Source organism: Ruegeria sp. ABD4_443 (assembly GCF_056160865.1).
The window spans coordinates 12680-26685 of sequence record NZ_JBSWYA010000010.1 but is presented as its reverse complement, the minus strand read 5'-3'; the positions used below and the strand labels follow the sequence as shown (position 1 = coordinate 26685).

The 14006-nt window shown below is 61.2% G+C and carries 13 protein-coding genes; 6 read left to right on the top strand and 7 right to left on the bottom strand.

From position 1 onward, the window contains the following. Positions 1–61 precede the first annotated feature (61 nt). Positions 62–748: a rhomboid family intramembrane serine protease gene (locus ACXAG8_RS16335; protein WP_475229034.1), complete on the top strand. Its 687-nt coding sequence runs from the start codon at positions 62–64 to the stop codon at positions 746–748. Here the strand turns inward: ACXAG8_RS16335 and murJ are convergent, their stop codons facing one another. From murJ to ACXAG8_RS16320, 3 genes are read right to left on the bottom strand one after another with little or no spacing between them, the layout of a single operon-like run. Continuing rightward, positions 749–2290 carry a murein biosynthesis integral membrane protein MurJ gene (gene murJ / locus ACXAG8_RS16330; protein WP_475229025.1) on the bottom strand — a complete coding sequence of 514 codons (1542 nt, stop codon included), beginning with the start codon at positions 2288–2290 and terminating at the stop codon, positions 749–751. It lies immediately after the preceding gene. Further along, positions 2287–5106: a [protein-PII] uridylyltransferase gene (locus tag ACXAG8_RS16325; RefSeq protein WP_475229018.1), complete on the bottom strand. Its 2820-nt coding sequence runs from the start codon at positions 5104–5106 to the stop codon at positions 2287–2289. Before ACXAG8_RS16325 ends, murJ begins: the two co-directional genes overlap by 4 nt. Further along, positions 5066–6238, bottom strand: a complete 1173-nt coding sequence (locus tag ACXAG8_RS16320; protein WP_475229015.1) for a penicillin-binding protein activator — start codon at positions 6236–6238, stop codon at positions 5066–5068. Before ACXAG8_RS16320 ends, ACXAG8_RS16325 begins: the two co-directional genes overlap by 41 nt. A gap of 88 nt (positions 6239–6326) precedes the next feature. On the opposite strand from ACXAG8_RS16320, the gene rsmI reads away from it, so the two are divergent. The 3 genes from rsmI to gshB all read left to right on the top strand — a co-directional run bounded on the left by rsmI (position 6327) and on the right by gshB (position 8551). Next, entirely contained in the window at positions 6327–7184 is an 858-nt protein-coding gene (gene rsmI, locus ACXAG8_RS16315; RefSeq protein WP_475229011.1) for a 16S rRNA (cytidine(1402)-2'-O)-methyltransferase, read from the top strand. Between the two features lies 1 nt (position 7185). Beyond that, positions 7186–7557 (top strand): YraN family protein, encoded by a 372-nt coding sequence (locus tag ACXAG8_RS16310; protein ID WP_475229003.1) that lies wholly within the window; start codon positions 7186–7188, stop codon positions 7555–7557. Between the two features lie 61 nt (positions 7558–7618). After that, positions 7619–8551 carry a glutathione synthase gene (gshB, locus tag ACXAG8_RS16305; protein WP_475228995.1) on the top strand — a complete coding sequence of 311 codons (933 nt, stop codon included), beginning with the start codon at positions 7619–7621 and terminating at the stop codon, positions 8549–8551. Here gshB and ACXAG8_RS16300 read toward each other — a convergent pair. Genes ACXAG8_RS16300 through cobU form a run of 4 tightly spaced genes read right to left on the bottom strand, consistent with a single transcriptional unit; the run spans position 8548 to position 12149 of the window. After that, the gene (locus ACXAG8_RS16300) at positions 8548–10062 is read right to left on the bottom strand and encodes a YifB family Mg chelatase-like AAA ATPase (RefSeq protein ID WP_475228989.1); all 1515 of its coding nucleotides are present in this window, start codon (positions 10060–10062) and stop codon (positions 8548–8550) included. The two genes, gshB and ACXAG8_RS16300, sit on opposite strands and share 4 nt — an antisense overlap. Positions 10063–10109: 47 nt before the next feature. Continuing rightward, positions 10110–10994, bottom strand: a complete 885-nt coding sequence (locus ACXAG8_RS16295) for a glutathione S-transferase (RefSeq protein ID WP_475228984.1) — start codon at positions 10992–10994, stop codon at positions 10110–10112. A 58-nt stretch (positions 10995–11052) separates the two neighbouring features. Beyond that, the gene (locus ACXAG8_RS16290) at positions 11053–11631 is read right to left on the bottom strand and encodes a histidine phosphatase family protein (RefSeq protein ID WP_475228977.1); all 579 of its coding nucleotides are present in this window, start codon (positions 11629–11631) and stop codon (positions 11053–11055) included. Next, positions 11628–12149 carry a bifunctional adenosylcobinamide kinase/adenosylcobinamide-phosphate guanylyltransferase gene (gene cobU / locus ACXAG8_RS16285; protein ID WP_475228970.1) on the bottom strand — a complete coding sequence of 174 codons (522 nt, stop codon included), beginning with the start codon at positions 12147–12149 and terminating at the stop codon, positions 11628–11630. The genes ACXAG8_RS16290 and cobU overlap by 4 nt, the downstream gene beginning before the upstream one ends. A 100-nt stretch (positions 12150–12249) precedes the next feature. On the opposite strand from cobU, the gene ACXAG8_RS16280 reads away from it, so the two are divergent. Together ACXAG8_RS16280 and ACXAG8_RS16275 are read left to right on the top strand one after the other, a co-directional pair. Beyond that, the gene (locus tag ACXAG8_RS16280; RefSeq protein WP_475228963.1) at positions 12250–13128 is read left to right on the top strand and encodes an RNA polymerase factor sigma-32; all 879 of its coding nucleotides are present in this window, start codon (positions 12250–12252) and stop codon (positions 13126–13128) included. A gap of 59 nt (positions 13129–13187) precedes the next feature. After that, a complete protein-coding gene (locus tag ACXAG8_RS16275; protein ID WP_475229394.1) occupies positions 13188–13949 on the top strand; it encodes a ChaN family lipoprotein in 762 nt (253 codons plus the stop codon). Positions 13950–14006 lie beyond the last annotated feature (57 nt).

The window sequence follows — 14006 nt, the reverse complement described above, 5'->3', positions numbered from 1 at the left end:
TCAGTCCCCGTCGCTTACCCATGAGGCAAAGGGACGTCAACAGCCGCGAAAGGCCAGCCCAATGAGCAGTGAACACTATACCCCCGCCGTGAACCCCCTGCCGCCGGTCGTGGTGGCGCTGGTCCTGTTCATCATGGGGGTCGAGCTGGCGTTCACCTTGGGAAGCCGCGGTCTGATCGGCGGGCCAACGGCGGTCGGGTGGCGTCTGGATGCAATCCAGACCTATGCGTTTTCCGCCGACATATTTGACTGGATGATCCAAAATGGACGGTGGCCGTTTGAACATGTGATCCGGTTCGTGACCTACCCCTTTGTTTCGGGCAGTTTCACGCAGGCTTTGTTTGTCTGCGTATTCGTACTGGCCATGGGCAAGATGGTCGGAGAGGTTTTCGGCGGGTTGCCGATGCTTATCATCTTTGTCCTGTCGGGGGTCGGCGGTGCCTTGGCCTATGCCTTGTTTCTGGACCCGCGATACCCGCTGATTGGCGGTTTCCCACCCGTCTATGGGCTGATCGGGGCGTTCACCTGGCTGTTGTGGCGCAAGCTGTCATTGGTGGGCGAAAACCAGGCGCGGGCGTTTCAACTGATTGCCGTCCTGATGGGCATTCAATTGCTTTTTGGGCTGCTGTTCGGGGGCACCTCGGACTGGGTCGCCGATCTGGGCGGCTTTGCCACGGGGTTTTGCCTGTCCTTTTTCCTTGCACCCGGTGGCTGGGCTCGGATCGTCGGGCGCATCCGCCGCGATTGATCAGCGCCGCCGCAGGGCCTGACGGAACTCGGCCAGTTCAAAGGCTTTGAACAGGTGCCCCAGAAAGAAATAGGTCGCAGCGGCAACCTTGATCAGGATGAGAAGCGCCAGGTACCGCCACCCCGACATCTGGAAGGCCCAGCCAAAGAGGTGAATTCCGGCATACAGCACGGCCCCCATGCCGCATGAGGCAGCTACGATCCGCCAGGCCCTGCGCTTGAAGCGATCGTCAAAACGAGCCTCTTCCCCCATTCGCCGCGCCCCTATGATCAGCAGGGCGACCATGGCCCAACCCGCGACCGAGGCGGCAATTGCGGGCGCGATCCATCCGACAAGCGGATACAGCCCAAAGGCCAGCGCCGCGTTGATGACCATGGCGACCATGGCATAGCGAAACGGCGATTTGGTATCTTCGCGCGCAAAGAACAGCGGTTGCAGCAGCTTTTGCAGCATGAACGCAGGCAGGCCGATTCCGTAAACGGCCACGGCCAATGCGGTGGCCGAGGTGTCGGCACTGCCGAACTGGCCCCGTTCGAACAGGACCGAAACCAGCGGGTTCGGGATGATCACAAAGGCCACCGTGGACGGAATGGTCAGCAACAGCGTGAATTCACCGGCCCGCGAAAACGCGTTTCGGGCGCCGTCCTTGTCGTCGGCACGCAGGCGGCGCGACAGGTCAGGCAGCAAAACGATGCCAACGGCGATTCCGACAACCCCAAGCGGCAACTGATACAGCCGGTCCGCGGCAAACAGCCAACTGACGGCCTTTTCCGTTTTTGACGCAACCAACTGTCCGACAACCAGGTTGACCTGGGTCACCCCCATTGCCAATGCGGCCGGTACAGCGACGCGTACCATGTGCCGCATCTGAGGGTTCAGGCGGGGCATGCCGGGCCGGATGCGAATGCCCGCGCGTTCGGTCGCAACCCAGACAAGGGCCAGCTGTGCCACCCCTGCGATGGGAATAACGGCAATAAGCCAACGAATGACCTCGGCGCCGGACAGGGCTGCGGTGATCAGGGCAGAGCAGGCGAATATGTTCAGCAGGACAGGCGCAGCCGCAGCCGCGGCAAACCGGCCTGTCGCATTCAGCACGCCGGAAAACAGCGCGGCCAGGGACATGAACAGGATATAGGGAAAAACCACATACCCGTAATCAACCGCCAGATCGAACCGCTCGTCGCCGTAAAACCCTTCGGCGGTCAACCATACGAGGCCGGGCATAAAGATCATGCCCAACCCGACCAGGCCAAGCACGGCGGCGGCCAACAGGTTGAAGGCCTGCTGGGCAAAGCCCTGTGCGTCTTCTCCGGCTTCCAGCCGTTTTGAGAACATCGGGACAAAAGCGGCATTGAACGCGCCTTCGGCAAAGAACCGGCGGAACATGTTGGGCAGGCGAAACGCGGCCACAAACGCGTCCATGACGGGACCCGGACCGATATAGGCAGTCAAAAGGATCTCTCGGAGAAACCCCAGTATCCGGCTTGTCAACGTCCAGAACCCGACCGTGAACAGGCCCGAGAACAGCCGGATCTGTTTCATGAGGCCGCGCGCTCCGCACCTTCGACGATGGCCTTGCGCAGTTTCGCCTCAAGACCGCGCTGTTTGCTTTCCGAATGATATTTCAGCCCGAACATGTCCTTGACATAGAACGTGTCCACGACCTGTTCGCCATAGGTCGCAATGACCGCATTGGCGATGTAGACATTTGCGCTGGCCAGAGAGCGTGTCAGATCATACAGCAGGCCGGGACGGTCCCGGGTGTCCACCTCGATGATCGTGTAGATTTCAGAGCCGTCATTATCAAAGGTGACATGGGTCGGCACGTCGAACGCCCGTTCGCGCTTTTTGATCTTGTCGCGCGACTTCAGGGCTTCTCCGGCGACGACTTCGCCCTTGAGCGTTTTCTGGATCATCTGGGTCAGGCGCGGCAGGCGGCTTGCCTCGAACGGGTGCCCTTCGGCGTCCTGTATCCAGAACGCATCGGTGACGTACCCGTCCTTGGTCGTATAGCTGCGCGCATCCACGACATTTGCACCGACAAGCGCCAGTGCCCCCGCAATTCGGGCAAAGATACCCGGATGGTCGGCCATGGTGAAACACGCCCGCGTGGCGTCGCGGTCTTCGTCCGGGTGCAGGCGGATTTCCATCGCCCCTGCATTTCCGCTGCTTTCAAGTTCGCGGAGCATTTCGGCGAATTCGACATGGGTGGACAGGTTCAGACCTTGCCAATACGGGCCATAGTGCCGGCCTGTTTCGGTCTTGAGGTCGGCCTTGTTCCAGCTTTGCAAAGCGCCGCGCAGGGCCTTCTTTGCCTCGGCACCGCGATTGGCGCGGTTCAGGTCTTCCATCCCGGTTTGCAGGGCATTTTTCGTTTCGGCGTAAAGCGCCCGCAACAAGGTAGCTTTCCAGTTGTTCCACGTGTTCGGGCCCACGCCGCGAATGTCGCACACGGTCAGAACGGTCAAAAGATCCAGCCGCTTGACGGATTTGACCGCCTTGGCAAAGTCGCGCACTGTACGCGGATCCGAGATGTCGCGTTTCTGGGCCATGTCCGACATCAGCAGGTGATACCGCACAAGCCATTCCACGGTTTCGGTTTCCGACTTGTTCAGCCCCAGCCTCGGCGCGATCTTCCGCGCCATTTGCGCGCCGAGGATCGAGTGGTCCTCGGGGCGCCCTTTGGCAATGTCATGCACCAAAAGCGCCACGTAAAGAACGCGCCTGTTAACGCCGCGTTCCAATATCGAAGACGCCAGCGGTAGCTCTTCGATCAATTCTCCGCGCTCGATCTGAGCAAGGTTCACGATGCATTGGATCGTGTGCTCGTCCACCGTATAGCTGTGATACATGTTGAACTGCATCATCGCCACGATGTGTTCGAATTCAGGGACAAATGCAGACAGCACGCCAAGCTCGTTCATCCGGCGCAGGGCGCGTTCGGGGTTGCCGTGTTTCAGCATGAGGTCCAGGAAAATGCGCTGGGCCTCTTTGTTGTTGCGCATGTCCTCATCGATCAGGTTCAGGTTGGCCGTGACCAGGCGCATCGCGTCGGGATGTATCAGCATCCCTGTGCGCAATCCTTCTTCGAACAGCCGCAACATGTTGACCTTGTCCGCCAGGAACTTGTCCGGGTCGGCCACGTCCAGGCGTCCGTGTACCACGCTGTAACCGGGTTTCATCCTGGGGCGCCTGCGGAAAATACGCTCCAGCAGGGGCGCGTTTTTCATATGCAGGGCTTCCAGCTTGGTCAGGAATATCCGGGTCAACTCTCCGACGCGGGTCGCTTCCCGGAAATAGCGTTGCATAAAGATTTCGACGGCCCGGCGGCCCGCGCGGTCCTTGTACCCCATGCGGTCCGCGACTTCGACCTGCAGGTCAAAGGTCAGCTGTTCCGTCGCCCGGCCGGTCACAAGGTGCAGATGCGAGCGCACGGCCCACAGGAAATCTTCGGCCTGAACAAATGTCTCGAACTCTTCGGGTGCGAACAGGCCCAGCGGGACAAGTTCGGCAACGTCTTGCACGCCATAGACATATTTGGCGATCCAATACAGCGACTGCAGGTCCCGAAGCCCGCCCTTGCCCTCTTTTACATTGGGCTCGACCTTATAGCGCTCACCTTGTTTGTGGTGACGCTCGTCGCGCTCATGCAGCTTGGCCTCGATGAACTGGCGTTCGCTGCCCTTGAAAAGATCGGCTTTCAACCGGGTTTCCAATTCGGCCGCAAGGGCATTGTCACCGGCCAGAAAGCGCTGTTCCAGCATGGCGGTGCGGATCGTGAAATCCTCGGCGCCCAATCGCAGGCAGTCGCGGATGGTGCGCGAGGAATGGCCGACCTTCAGGCGCAGGTCCCAAAGAATATAGAGCATGGATTCAATCACGCTCTCGGCCCAGGCGGTAATCTTGTACGGGGTCAGGAACAGCAGATCGACATCCGATGCCGGGGCCATTTCGCCGCGGCCATAACCGCCAACCGCCATAACCGCGATTTTCTCGCCCTGGGTCGGGTTTGCCAGCGGATGGATGTACTGGCTGGCCACCTGCATCGCCGTACATACCAGCCCGTCGGTCAGATAGGTGTAGGACCGCGTCAGGGGCCGGGCATCGAACGGCTTGTCTGCAAAAGCAGACGATATAGCCGCGCGCCCGGCTTTTTGCGCGTCGCGCAGGATACGCACGGTTTCGCCGCGAATGGCCGCGGCGTCCTTGCAGTTTTCGATGGCATCAGACAGTCGGGAATTGATCCCGGCACTGTCAAAGATTTCAGAGGCCTCGCAGATCAGCGCGCCGCTTGGCGCCCGGATAAGCGCCGGTAGATCAGAAACCGGCGCCAGAGAAGCTTTGTGGGGCAGGGTCAATCACAACCACCTGTTTGTTCTGGATCGTGGCCACCGCCAGACCGCGTTCGTTCGTGCCGTTGGGACGCAGACGGAATATGCCGCCGACGCCCTGGAAACCGGCGTTCTGTGTTAGGGCTGCTGCTGTCAGGGCATCCGATTTGCCCTGGCCGACCAGCGCGCCAATCGCGGCGATCCCGTCATAGGCTAGGCCGCTGATCGGGTGCGGAGCCTCGCCATAGGTCGCGTTATAGCGTGTGCGGTACGCCTGTGCCTTGGCAGGGTCCGGCAGGGCGAACCAGCCCCCTTGCACGCCAGGAAGTTCCAGCGTCTGCGGCGGGATATCCCACCGTGTCAGGCCGACATATTGGGTTGTTGCGGGCGACAGCCCGGCCTCGGGCAGCAATTGGCTGTACAGCGGCAATGCGCCGGCCGTGGTCGCGGTCAGGAAAATCGAATCGGCCCCCGAGGAATCGACGGCGGCCTTGATCGACGGGACCGAGTTGATGACGCCCTGCTGCGACCGGTCAAAGGCAACGCTTCCTGCATTGTTGACCCGGCTGCCGCTCAGCGCGTTGGCGATTGCGGCCTGACCCAATTGTCCGGCGGCGTCCTCGCTGTGCACGATGACCATGCCGTTCTTGCCCTGCGATCCGGCATAGTTGACCAGACGTCTGGCTGTATTGTCAAAGGTCGGGCCCAGCACGAAGACGTTGCCGCCGGCGATGCTGGTGTTGTTCGAAAAGGACAGAACATTGACCTTGTTGTTCAGAACCGCCAGTCCGGCGGCATTGGCAGCCTGAGCGTAGACGGGGCCGATAATGATCTTGGCGCCGTCCGACACCGCCTGTTGCGCGACGGTTGATGCCGTGTTGGGGTTGCCGGCCGTGTCATAGACCCGCAGGTCGATCGTGACGTTTTGCAGATCCGACATCGCCATGCGCGCCGCGTTTTCAAGGCTGCGCGCCAGTGCGGCGTCGCCGGACTGTGCCGATCCCTTGGGAACCAGCAGCGCGACCGGAACGGGTTTGGAGGCGTTGATCGAGGGGCCGCCACCGATCGCTCCGGGTTCACAGGCGGCCAGAAATGCGGCTGCGGCCAACGCAAGGGCGGACTTCGCCAGGTTGCGTACGGGCTTGCAAACAGTAACCATCTAAATGAAAACTCCCTGATCCGGCGGCTTGAGATGCTGCTATACTATCAGGCCGCGATAATAAACGTCACGCTGTGAGGGTCCAGCTTTGAATTTCCAAAAGATCAGTTTGACTGCCGGGCTGTATTTTGTCGCCACGCCGATCGGCACCGCGCGCGACATAACGCTCAGGGCGCTGGACATTCTGGCCTCGGCGGATGTGATCGCAGCCGAGGATACACGCAGCCTGCGCAGGTTGATGGAAATACATGGCGTGCCACTGGAGGGGCGGCGGATACTGGCCTATCACGACCACAGCGGTCGGGGCGCGCGCGAAAAAATCATCCAGGCGCTGGGACAGGGGCGGTCCGTTGCATATGCATCCGAGGCCGGTATGCCATTGATCGCAGATCCGGGATACGATCTGGGACGGTCCGTGGCCGAAAAAGGGTTCCCGGTCACATGCGCGCCGGGCCCGTCGGCGGCGCTGGCGGCGCTGACCCTTGCGGGATTGCCAACCGATGCGTTCTTTTTCGCGGGTTTCCTGCCAAATGCCACCAAGGCGCGCCGAACCAGGATCGAAGCGTTGCGCTCGATCCCGGGAACGCTGGTTTTTTACGAATCCCCCAAACGTGTTGCTGGCTGCCTGGCCGATCTGGCCGCCAGCCTGGGGCCTGAACGTCAGGCTGCCTTGTGCCGGGAGCTGACCAAGAAATTCGAAGAAATTCGCCGCGGAACGCTGTCGGAACTGGCCGAAGAATTCGCGGAAAGGACGGTCAAGGGCGAAATCGTGCTGTTGGTGGACCGTGCCCGTTCGCAAGCTGTTAACGATTCTGACATAGAAGAGGCATTGTTAAAGGCTCTGCAGTCCCATTCGGTCCGCGATGCGGCTGACCTGGTGTCAGAAATGTTCGAATTGCCGCGGCGGCCGATCTACCAAAGGGCGTTGAGTTTGGGGAACAAATGACATGACCGGCAAATCGGTGCGCAGTTCGCTGTCCTATCACGCGGGGAAGGCCGCCGAACTGCAGGTGGCCGAAGATTACGAGCGGCGCGGGTATTGCGTGCTGCATCGCCGGTGGCGTGGCGCCGGGGGTGAGATTGACCTGATTGTGCGCAACGCCGATGGGCTTGCCTTTATCGAGGTCAAGAAAAGCTCCAGCTTCGATACGGCGGCGGCGCGTATCAGCCGCAGGCAGATGGACCGAATCTGTGCCTCGGCCGCGCAATTCGTGGAACAGGAACCGGCGGGCCAGTTGACCGAAATGCGTTTTGATGCGGCGCTGGTCAATTCCTGCGGGCAGGTGAAAATCATTGAAAACGCCTTTGGCGCCTTCTGATCCCCATTGAACCCTCGCGGTCTGTGCGCCATGTATCTGGCTGAAACACGAGGGACACGCCATGAAAATCGCCTTTCAGATGGACCCGATCGGGGACGTTGACATCAACGCCGACAGCTCATTTCGGCTTGCCGAAGAGGCGCAGGCGCGCGGGCACCAGCTTTTCTTCTATGGGCCCGATCAGTTGGCCTATCAGGAAGGGCGCGTGACGGCGAAGGGTCATGACATGACGGTGCAGCGGGTGCCGGGCGATCCTGCCGTTCTGGGACCCGAACGCGATGTCGATCTGGCAGAGTTCGACGTTGTCTGGCTGCGCCAGGACCCGCCTTTTGACATGCATTACATCACGTCGACGCATTTGCTGGACCGGCTGGCCGGGCAGACGCTTGTGGTCAACGATCCGTTCTGGGTGCGCAACTATCCGGAAAAGTTGCTGGTGCTGGACTTTCCTGATCTGACGCCGCCGACGACGATTGCGCGCGACCTGCGCACCATCAAGGCGTTCAAGGAAAAACACGGCGACATCATCCTCAAACCGCTTTACGGAAATGGCGGTGCCGGGGTGTTCCGGCTGGATGCAAGCGACCGCAACCTGACCTCGCTGCACGAATTGTTCACCGGTTTCTCGCGCGAGCCTTTGATCGTTCAGAAGTTTCTGCCCGATGTGCGCAATGGCGACAAACGCGTCATCCTGGTGGATGGCGAACCTGTCGGGGCCATCAACCGCGTTCCTGCCGAGGGGGAAACCCGGTCGAACATGCATGTCGGCGGGCGCCCCGAAAAGGTCGGGCTGACAGAGCGGGACATGGAAATCTGCGCGGCGATCGGGCCGCTTTTGAAAGAAAAAGGGCAGGTTTTCGTCGGCATCGACGTGATTGGGGATTACCTGACCGAAATCAACGTGACCTCGCCGACCGGCATTCAGGAACTTGAGCGTTTCAACGGCGACAACATTGCCCAGAAGATCTGGGAGGCGATCGAAGCCAGGGTCTAACCCGCGACATTCGCCGAGATGCGATAGCTCAGGGCCTCGGCGATATGGGGGCGGCGAATATCAGGTTCACCGTCAAGATCCGCAATGGTGCGCGCCACCCTAAGGATGCGGTGAAAGGCACGGGCCGACAGGCCGAAACGTTCGGCGGCCTGCATCAACAGGGCTTTGCCCTCGGCATCCGGCGCGGCGATTTCTTCCAGTCGTGAGCCTTCGACATCCGCGTTCTGGCGGATGGCGGGCGAGCCGCTGAACCTGTCCGCCTGAACTGCGCGGGCCTGTTCGACCCGCGCCGCAACGGTGGCAGAGCTGTCGCCGGACGGCGGCAGGTCCAGATCGGTAAAGCTGACAGGGGGCACTTCGATCCGCAAATCGAACCTGTCCATGAGAGGGCCGGAAATCCTGCCCAGGTAATCTTCACCGCATCCCGGCGCGCGTGAACAGGCGCGGGCCGGTTCCGTCAGGTACCCACATTTGCAGGGGTTGGCCGCGGCCACCAGCATGAACCGGCAGGGGTATTTCACATGCGCATTGGCGCGGGCGATCATGACCTCACCGGTTTCGATCGGTTGCCGCAGTGTTTCCAGAACGGTGCGCGGGAATTCCGGCAGCTCGTCCATGAACAGGACGCCGTTATGGGCCAATGAAATCTCACCCGGCTTGGCCCCTTTGCCGCCACCGACGATGGCGGCCATCGATGCGGTGTGATGGGGTTCGCGAAAGGGTCGCGCACGGCTGATGCCGCCTTCGTCCAGCAACCCGCATAATGAGTGGATCATTGACGTTTCCAGCGCCTCGACCGGAGACAGGGCTGGCAGGATACCCGGCAGGCGTGACGCCAGCATTGATTTTCCCGACCCAGGCGTTCCCGTCATGATCAGGTGGTGCCGCCCGGCGGCCGCGATTTCCAGGGCTCGCTTGGCCCGCTCCTGCCCCTTGACGTCGCGCAAATCCCGGTTGCCAGGAGGCAGAAGAACCTCGCCGGGTTGGGCCGCTTGCAGGGGGGCCTGTCCCGAAAAGTGGCGTACGACATCGCCCAATGTCGCAGCGCCAATCACCTGCGCCGCATCGACCCAGGCGGCCTCGGCGCTGGAACCGCAGGGGCACAGAAGCGCGCGGCTTTCGCTGGCCGCCGTCATCGCCGCAGGCAGCGCCCCAACAACCGGAACAAGGGACCCATCCAGGGACAATTCGCCAAGCGCAACAGCGCCCTCGGCCGCGTCGGCGGGGATGATGTCGAGCGCTGACAGCAGCGCCACGGCGATGGGCAGGTCGAAATGGCTGCCTTCCTTGGGCAGGTCGGCTGGCGAGAGGTTGATCGTGATCCGCTTGGACGGAAGCGCGATGGCCATCGCGCTGAGCGCGCTGCGCACACGGTCGCGGGCTTCGGAAACGGCCTTGTCCGGCAAGCCTACGATCGAAAAGGCGGGCAGGCCGGGCGAGACCGCGCATTGCACCTCAACCGGGCGGGCTTCGACGCCTTGAAAGGCAACTGTATGCGCGCGGGCGACCATGGCGTTCCTGTTCTTGGTTAACAGGACGTTGCTGCCATGGCCTCGGTTTAAGTTTGGTTAACGCGCGCCGTCATTTCCAGGAATTTCGGCCAGGCACCCGGATCGGCAACGGTCTTGTCGCGGCAGAACGCGTTGCAGAACCCCCAGCGCCGTCCGTTCAGCTCCAGGAAATGGGTGACGGGCTGGCCGGAATAGGGGCAGGCGTCGTTTTCAGCAGGGCCGGGTTCGACGGGGCGTGCGTCTGTCGCTGTGCCCACGGGCCAGGCGCGCGGTTCCAGAGGCTGGGGATAGGGAAACGGGTCATAGGTGACCGTCAACCCCATCGCCCGCCATTGCCGCACCTTGGGGTCGGCCAGCAATTCAAGGCAATAGGCGCGATTGGCATCTGAAACGGGCAGGTCATACCCAATGATCCGGGCCGCGACCGGAGTATAAAAGACATCGGCCAGGGAATATGCACCAAAGAGCGGCCCGGTTTCGGCGCCGGAAACAGCGCGGGCATGCGCCCATAGCGTTTCGATCCGGTCCAGATCCGTCAACGTGGCTTGCGACGGTGCAAACCCTTGCCAGACATGCAAAAGCTGCATGGGGCATTCGCCGCGCAACCCGCTGAACCCGGCCGTCATTTCCGAACACAGCCAGCGGGCGGTTGCCCTTGCCGCGCTGTCGCTTGGCCATAGTCCCGCATCGGGGTTGAGCTCGGCCAAGGTTTCCGCCATCGCAAGGCTTTCGCCGATCACCGTGCCGTCAGGCAGCCGCAGGGCGGGCACCAGACGAGCAGGGGCCAGGGGTGCCATGTCAGCTGCCATGGTTCCGGAATACAGCCCGACCATGTGGCTTTGATGCGATAGGCCAAACTTTTCCAGCATCAGCCAACCGCGCAAAGACCAGCTTGAAAACAGCCGGTCACCGATAAAAAGATCATAAGTCATAGCGTTACGATGATTGATCCGGTCGACTTGGTAAATCAGAGATTTGTGCGCAGGCCGATCACGGGCAGTGATTTATCCGCCCTACGGTCCATGCGCCCTTTTCAAAGGCGATTTCGGAAACCGAAAGGTTGTCGATGCGGTGCGCAAATGTCTGTTGGGCGTCCAGGGACAGGGCACGCTGCAGCTGGGTCAGGATCACGCCGAAATGGGCGACAACCACGATATCGGCACCGGGATGGTTTGCTATCAGCAGGTCAATCGCGGCATCGACCCGGCCGCGCACCTGGTTCCAGCTTTCGCCGCCGGGGGGGCGGACATCTCCGGGGGTGTCCCAATAGGCAAAGGCGCGCTCGGGGTCTTCGGCCTCGATCTGGGAAAAGGATTTCAGCTCCCATTGCCCGAAGTGGATTTCGCGCAGGTCCGGGTGGTGCGGCAGGCGTTGGCGGTCGGCCTGGATCGCCGTGGCGGTGTCCACCGCCCGCGTCAGATCGGACGACACGAGCAGGGCCGATGGTGGCAGGTAAGCCTGCAAACGGGCCAGCACGTCAAGGTCGCTGAGATCGGCTGGCAGATCGGACCAGCCGACCATGGTCTTGGCATGGGTGGGTCCGTGTCGCACCAGATGCAGGCGGGTCACGGCATCTGACCCTTCAGAACCCGCGGCAAACCGGCAATGACCTGCACCACCAGATCGGCCTGGGCTGCAATCGCGATGTTCAAACGGCCTTGCGCCTCGCGGAACCTGCGGGACAAGGCGTTTTCCGGCACGATACCCTGCCCGACCTCGTTGGAGACAACAATGATCTGCGCGGGGCAGGCCGCGCAGGCGTCCAGAAACGCGGTTTGGGCCTGGGCAATGTCATGTTCTGCCAAAAGGTGATTGGTCAGCCACATGGTTGCGCAATCGACAAGGCAAACCTGGCTTGGTCCAAGCTCTTTCAGAGCAGGAGCCAGATCAAATGGCGCCTCGATCGTGTCCCAACCTGTGCCGCGTTGCCTAATATGTTGGCAAATTTTGCTGCGCATCTCGTCATCAAACACTTGTGAAGTGGCGACGTAAACGCGGTTTTTTCCTGATGAAACAGCAAGTTGCTCGGCAAATGCCGATTTGCCAGAGGCTGCGCCGCCCAATACAAAGGTTAAATTGGGATGCACTTTTGTTACCTTTCTAGTGATCCACCCGGCTTGATCCTGCGTATCGACCCCAGAACAGCATGGCAAGTCCGACCGCGCCTGCCACAAAAGGGAGAGTTGCATGGCACTGGACAATCCAAACGACCAGATCATGACCCGTCAGGCCATGAAGGCCGAATTGCTGGATGCCGAGACCGAGCTGCGCCTGGCCTATGCATGGCGAGATAACCGCGATGAACAGGCTTTGCACCGGTTGATAACGGCATATATGCGCCTTGCGATTTCCATGGCCGCGAAATTCAAGCGCTACGGCGCCCCGATGAACGACTTGATCCAAGAGGCGGGACTGGGGCTGATGAAAGCCGCGGATAAATTCGATCCCGATCGCGGAGTGAGGTTTTCGACCTATGCGGTCTGGTGGATCAAGGCCAGCATTCAAGACTATGTCATGCGAAACTGGTCGATGGTCCGGACCGGTTCAACCTCTTCCCAAAAGTCGCTCTTCTTCAACATGCGCCGGGTTCAGGCCAAGTTGGAACGGGACGCGGCGACAGACGGTCTGGAATTGGATCGTCATCAGTTGCACCAGTTGATTGCTGCTGAAATTGGCGTTCCGCTCAGGGACGTAGAGATGATGGAAGGCCGCCTTTCGGGCTCGGATTTTTCACTGAACGCCGTGCAATCGGCGGATGAGGACGGGCGCGAGTGGATTGACGCGCTTGAGGACGACCGCGAACAGGCGGCGGAAACGGTTGCGCATCGGCACGATACCCATCAGCTGAGAGAATGGCTGATTTCCGCGATGCAGGCGCTGAATGACCGCGAGCGGTTCATCGTGCAGGAACGCAAACTGCGCGACCCTGCGCGAACCTTGGAAAGCCTGGGGCAGGAACTGGGGTTGTCCAAGGAACGCGTGCGTCAGCTTGAGGCGGCGGCCTTCGCGAAAATGCGCAAGAACCTTGAAGCGCAATCCCGAGAGGTGCAACACTTCTTCGCATGAGAAATCTTGCGATTCTGGCCACCGCGATCGTGATCTTTGGCTGCCCCGGACAAGGGGCAATGGCCGAAAGCCTGCTGTCCACGGAACTGCGCCAGCAGATGTCGAATGCCGACGTCGTTATTCTGGGCGAAACACACGACAACCCGCAGCATCACCTGGTTCAGGCCGAGGCAGTCGCGGCAATCGCGCCGACCGCTGTCGTTTGGGAAATGGTAACAGAAGAAGGCGCGCAGCGATTGGCGCAGAAGGCTGCCTCGAACCCGCAGGAACTGTCGGAAATCCTGCGATGGGCCGAGTTGGGCTGGCCGCCGCTCAGTATGTACTATCCGATATTCGGCGCGTCGGATGCGCCAGTCTATGGCGCGATGGTGCCGCGCTCGGCCGCCCGTCTTGCGATGGAGCGGGGGGCCGCCACCGCCCTGGGGTCCGATGCGGCGCGGTACGGCCTGACCGTCCCGTTGCCCGCCCCGGAACAGGCCGCGCGCGAGGCGGATCAACTGGCGGCGCATTGTGATGCGGTTCCGGCAGAAATCCTGCCGCAGCTTGTTGCGATACAGCGGTTGCGCGACGCTGTTCTGGCGCGTGCGACCCTTCAGGCGATTGATGATACCGGCGGACCGGTTGTTGTCATAACCGGTAATGGCCACGCCCGCAGGGACCGGGGTATCCCCACTTTCCTTTCGCGCCTTCGGCCGGGGCTGAAAGTCTTTGCGCTGGGCCAGTCCGAGGGCGGTGAAATCGCAGGTGCGTTTGATGCGGTTGTCGACAGCCTCCCGGTGGACCGCGAAGACCCCTGCAAGGCCTTCCAGGTGCAGGACTGACAAGGCATTTACGCTGGAACTTGGCACAGGCGTTGCCTAATGTCAGGGCCGACCGGG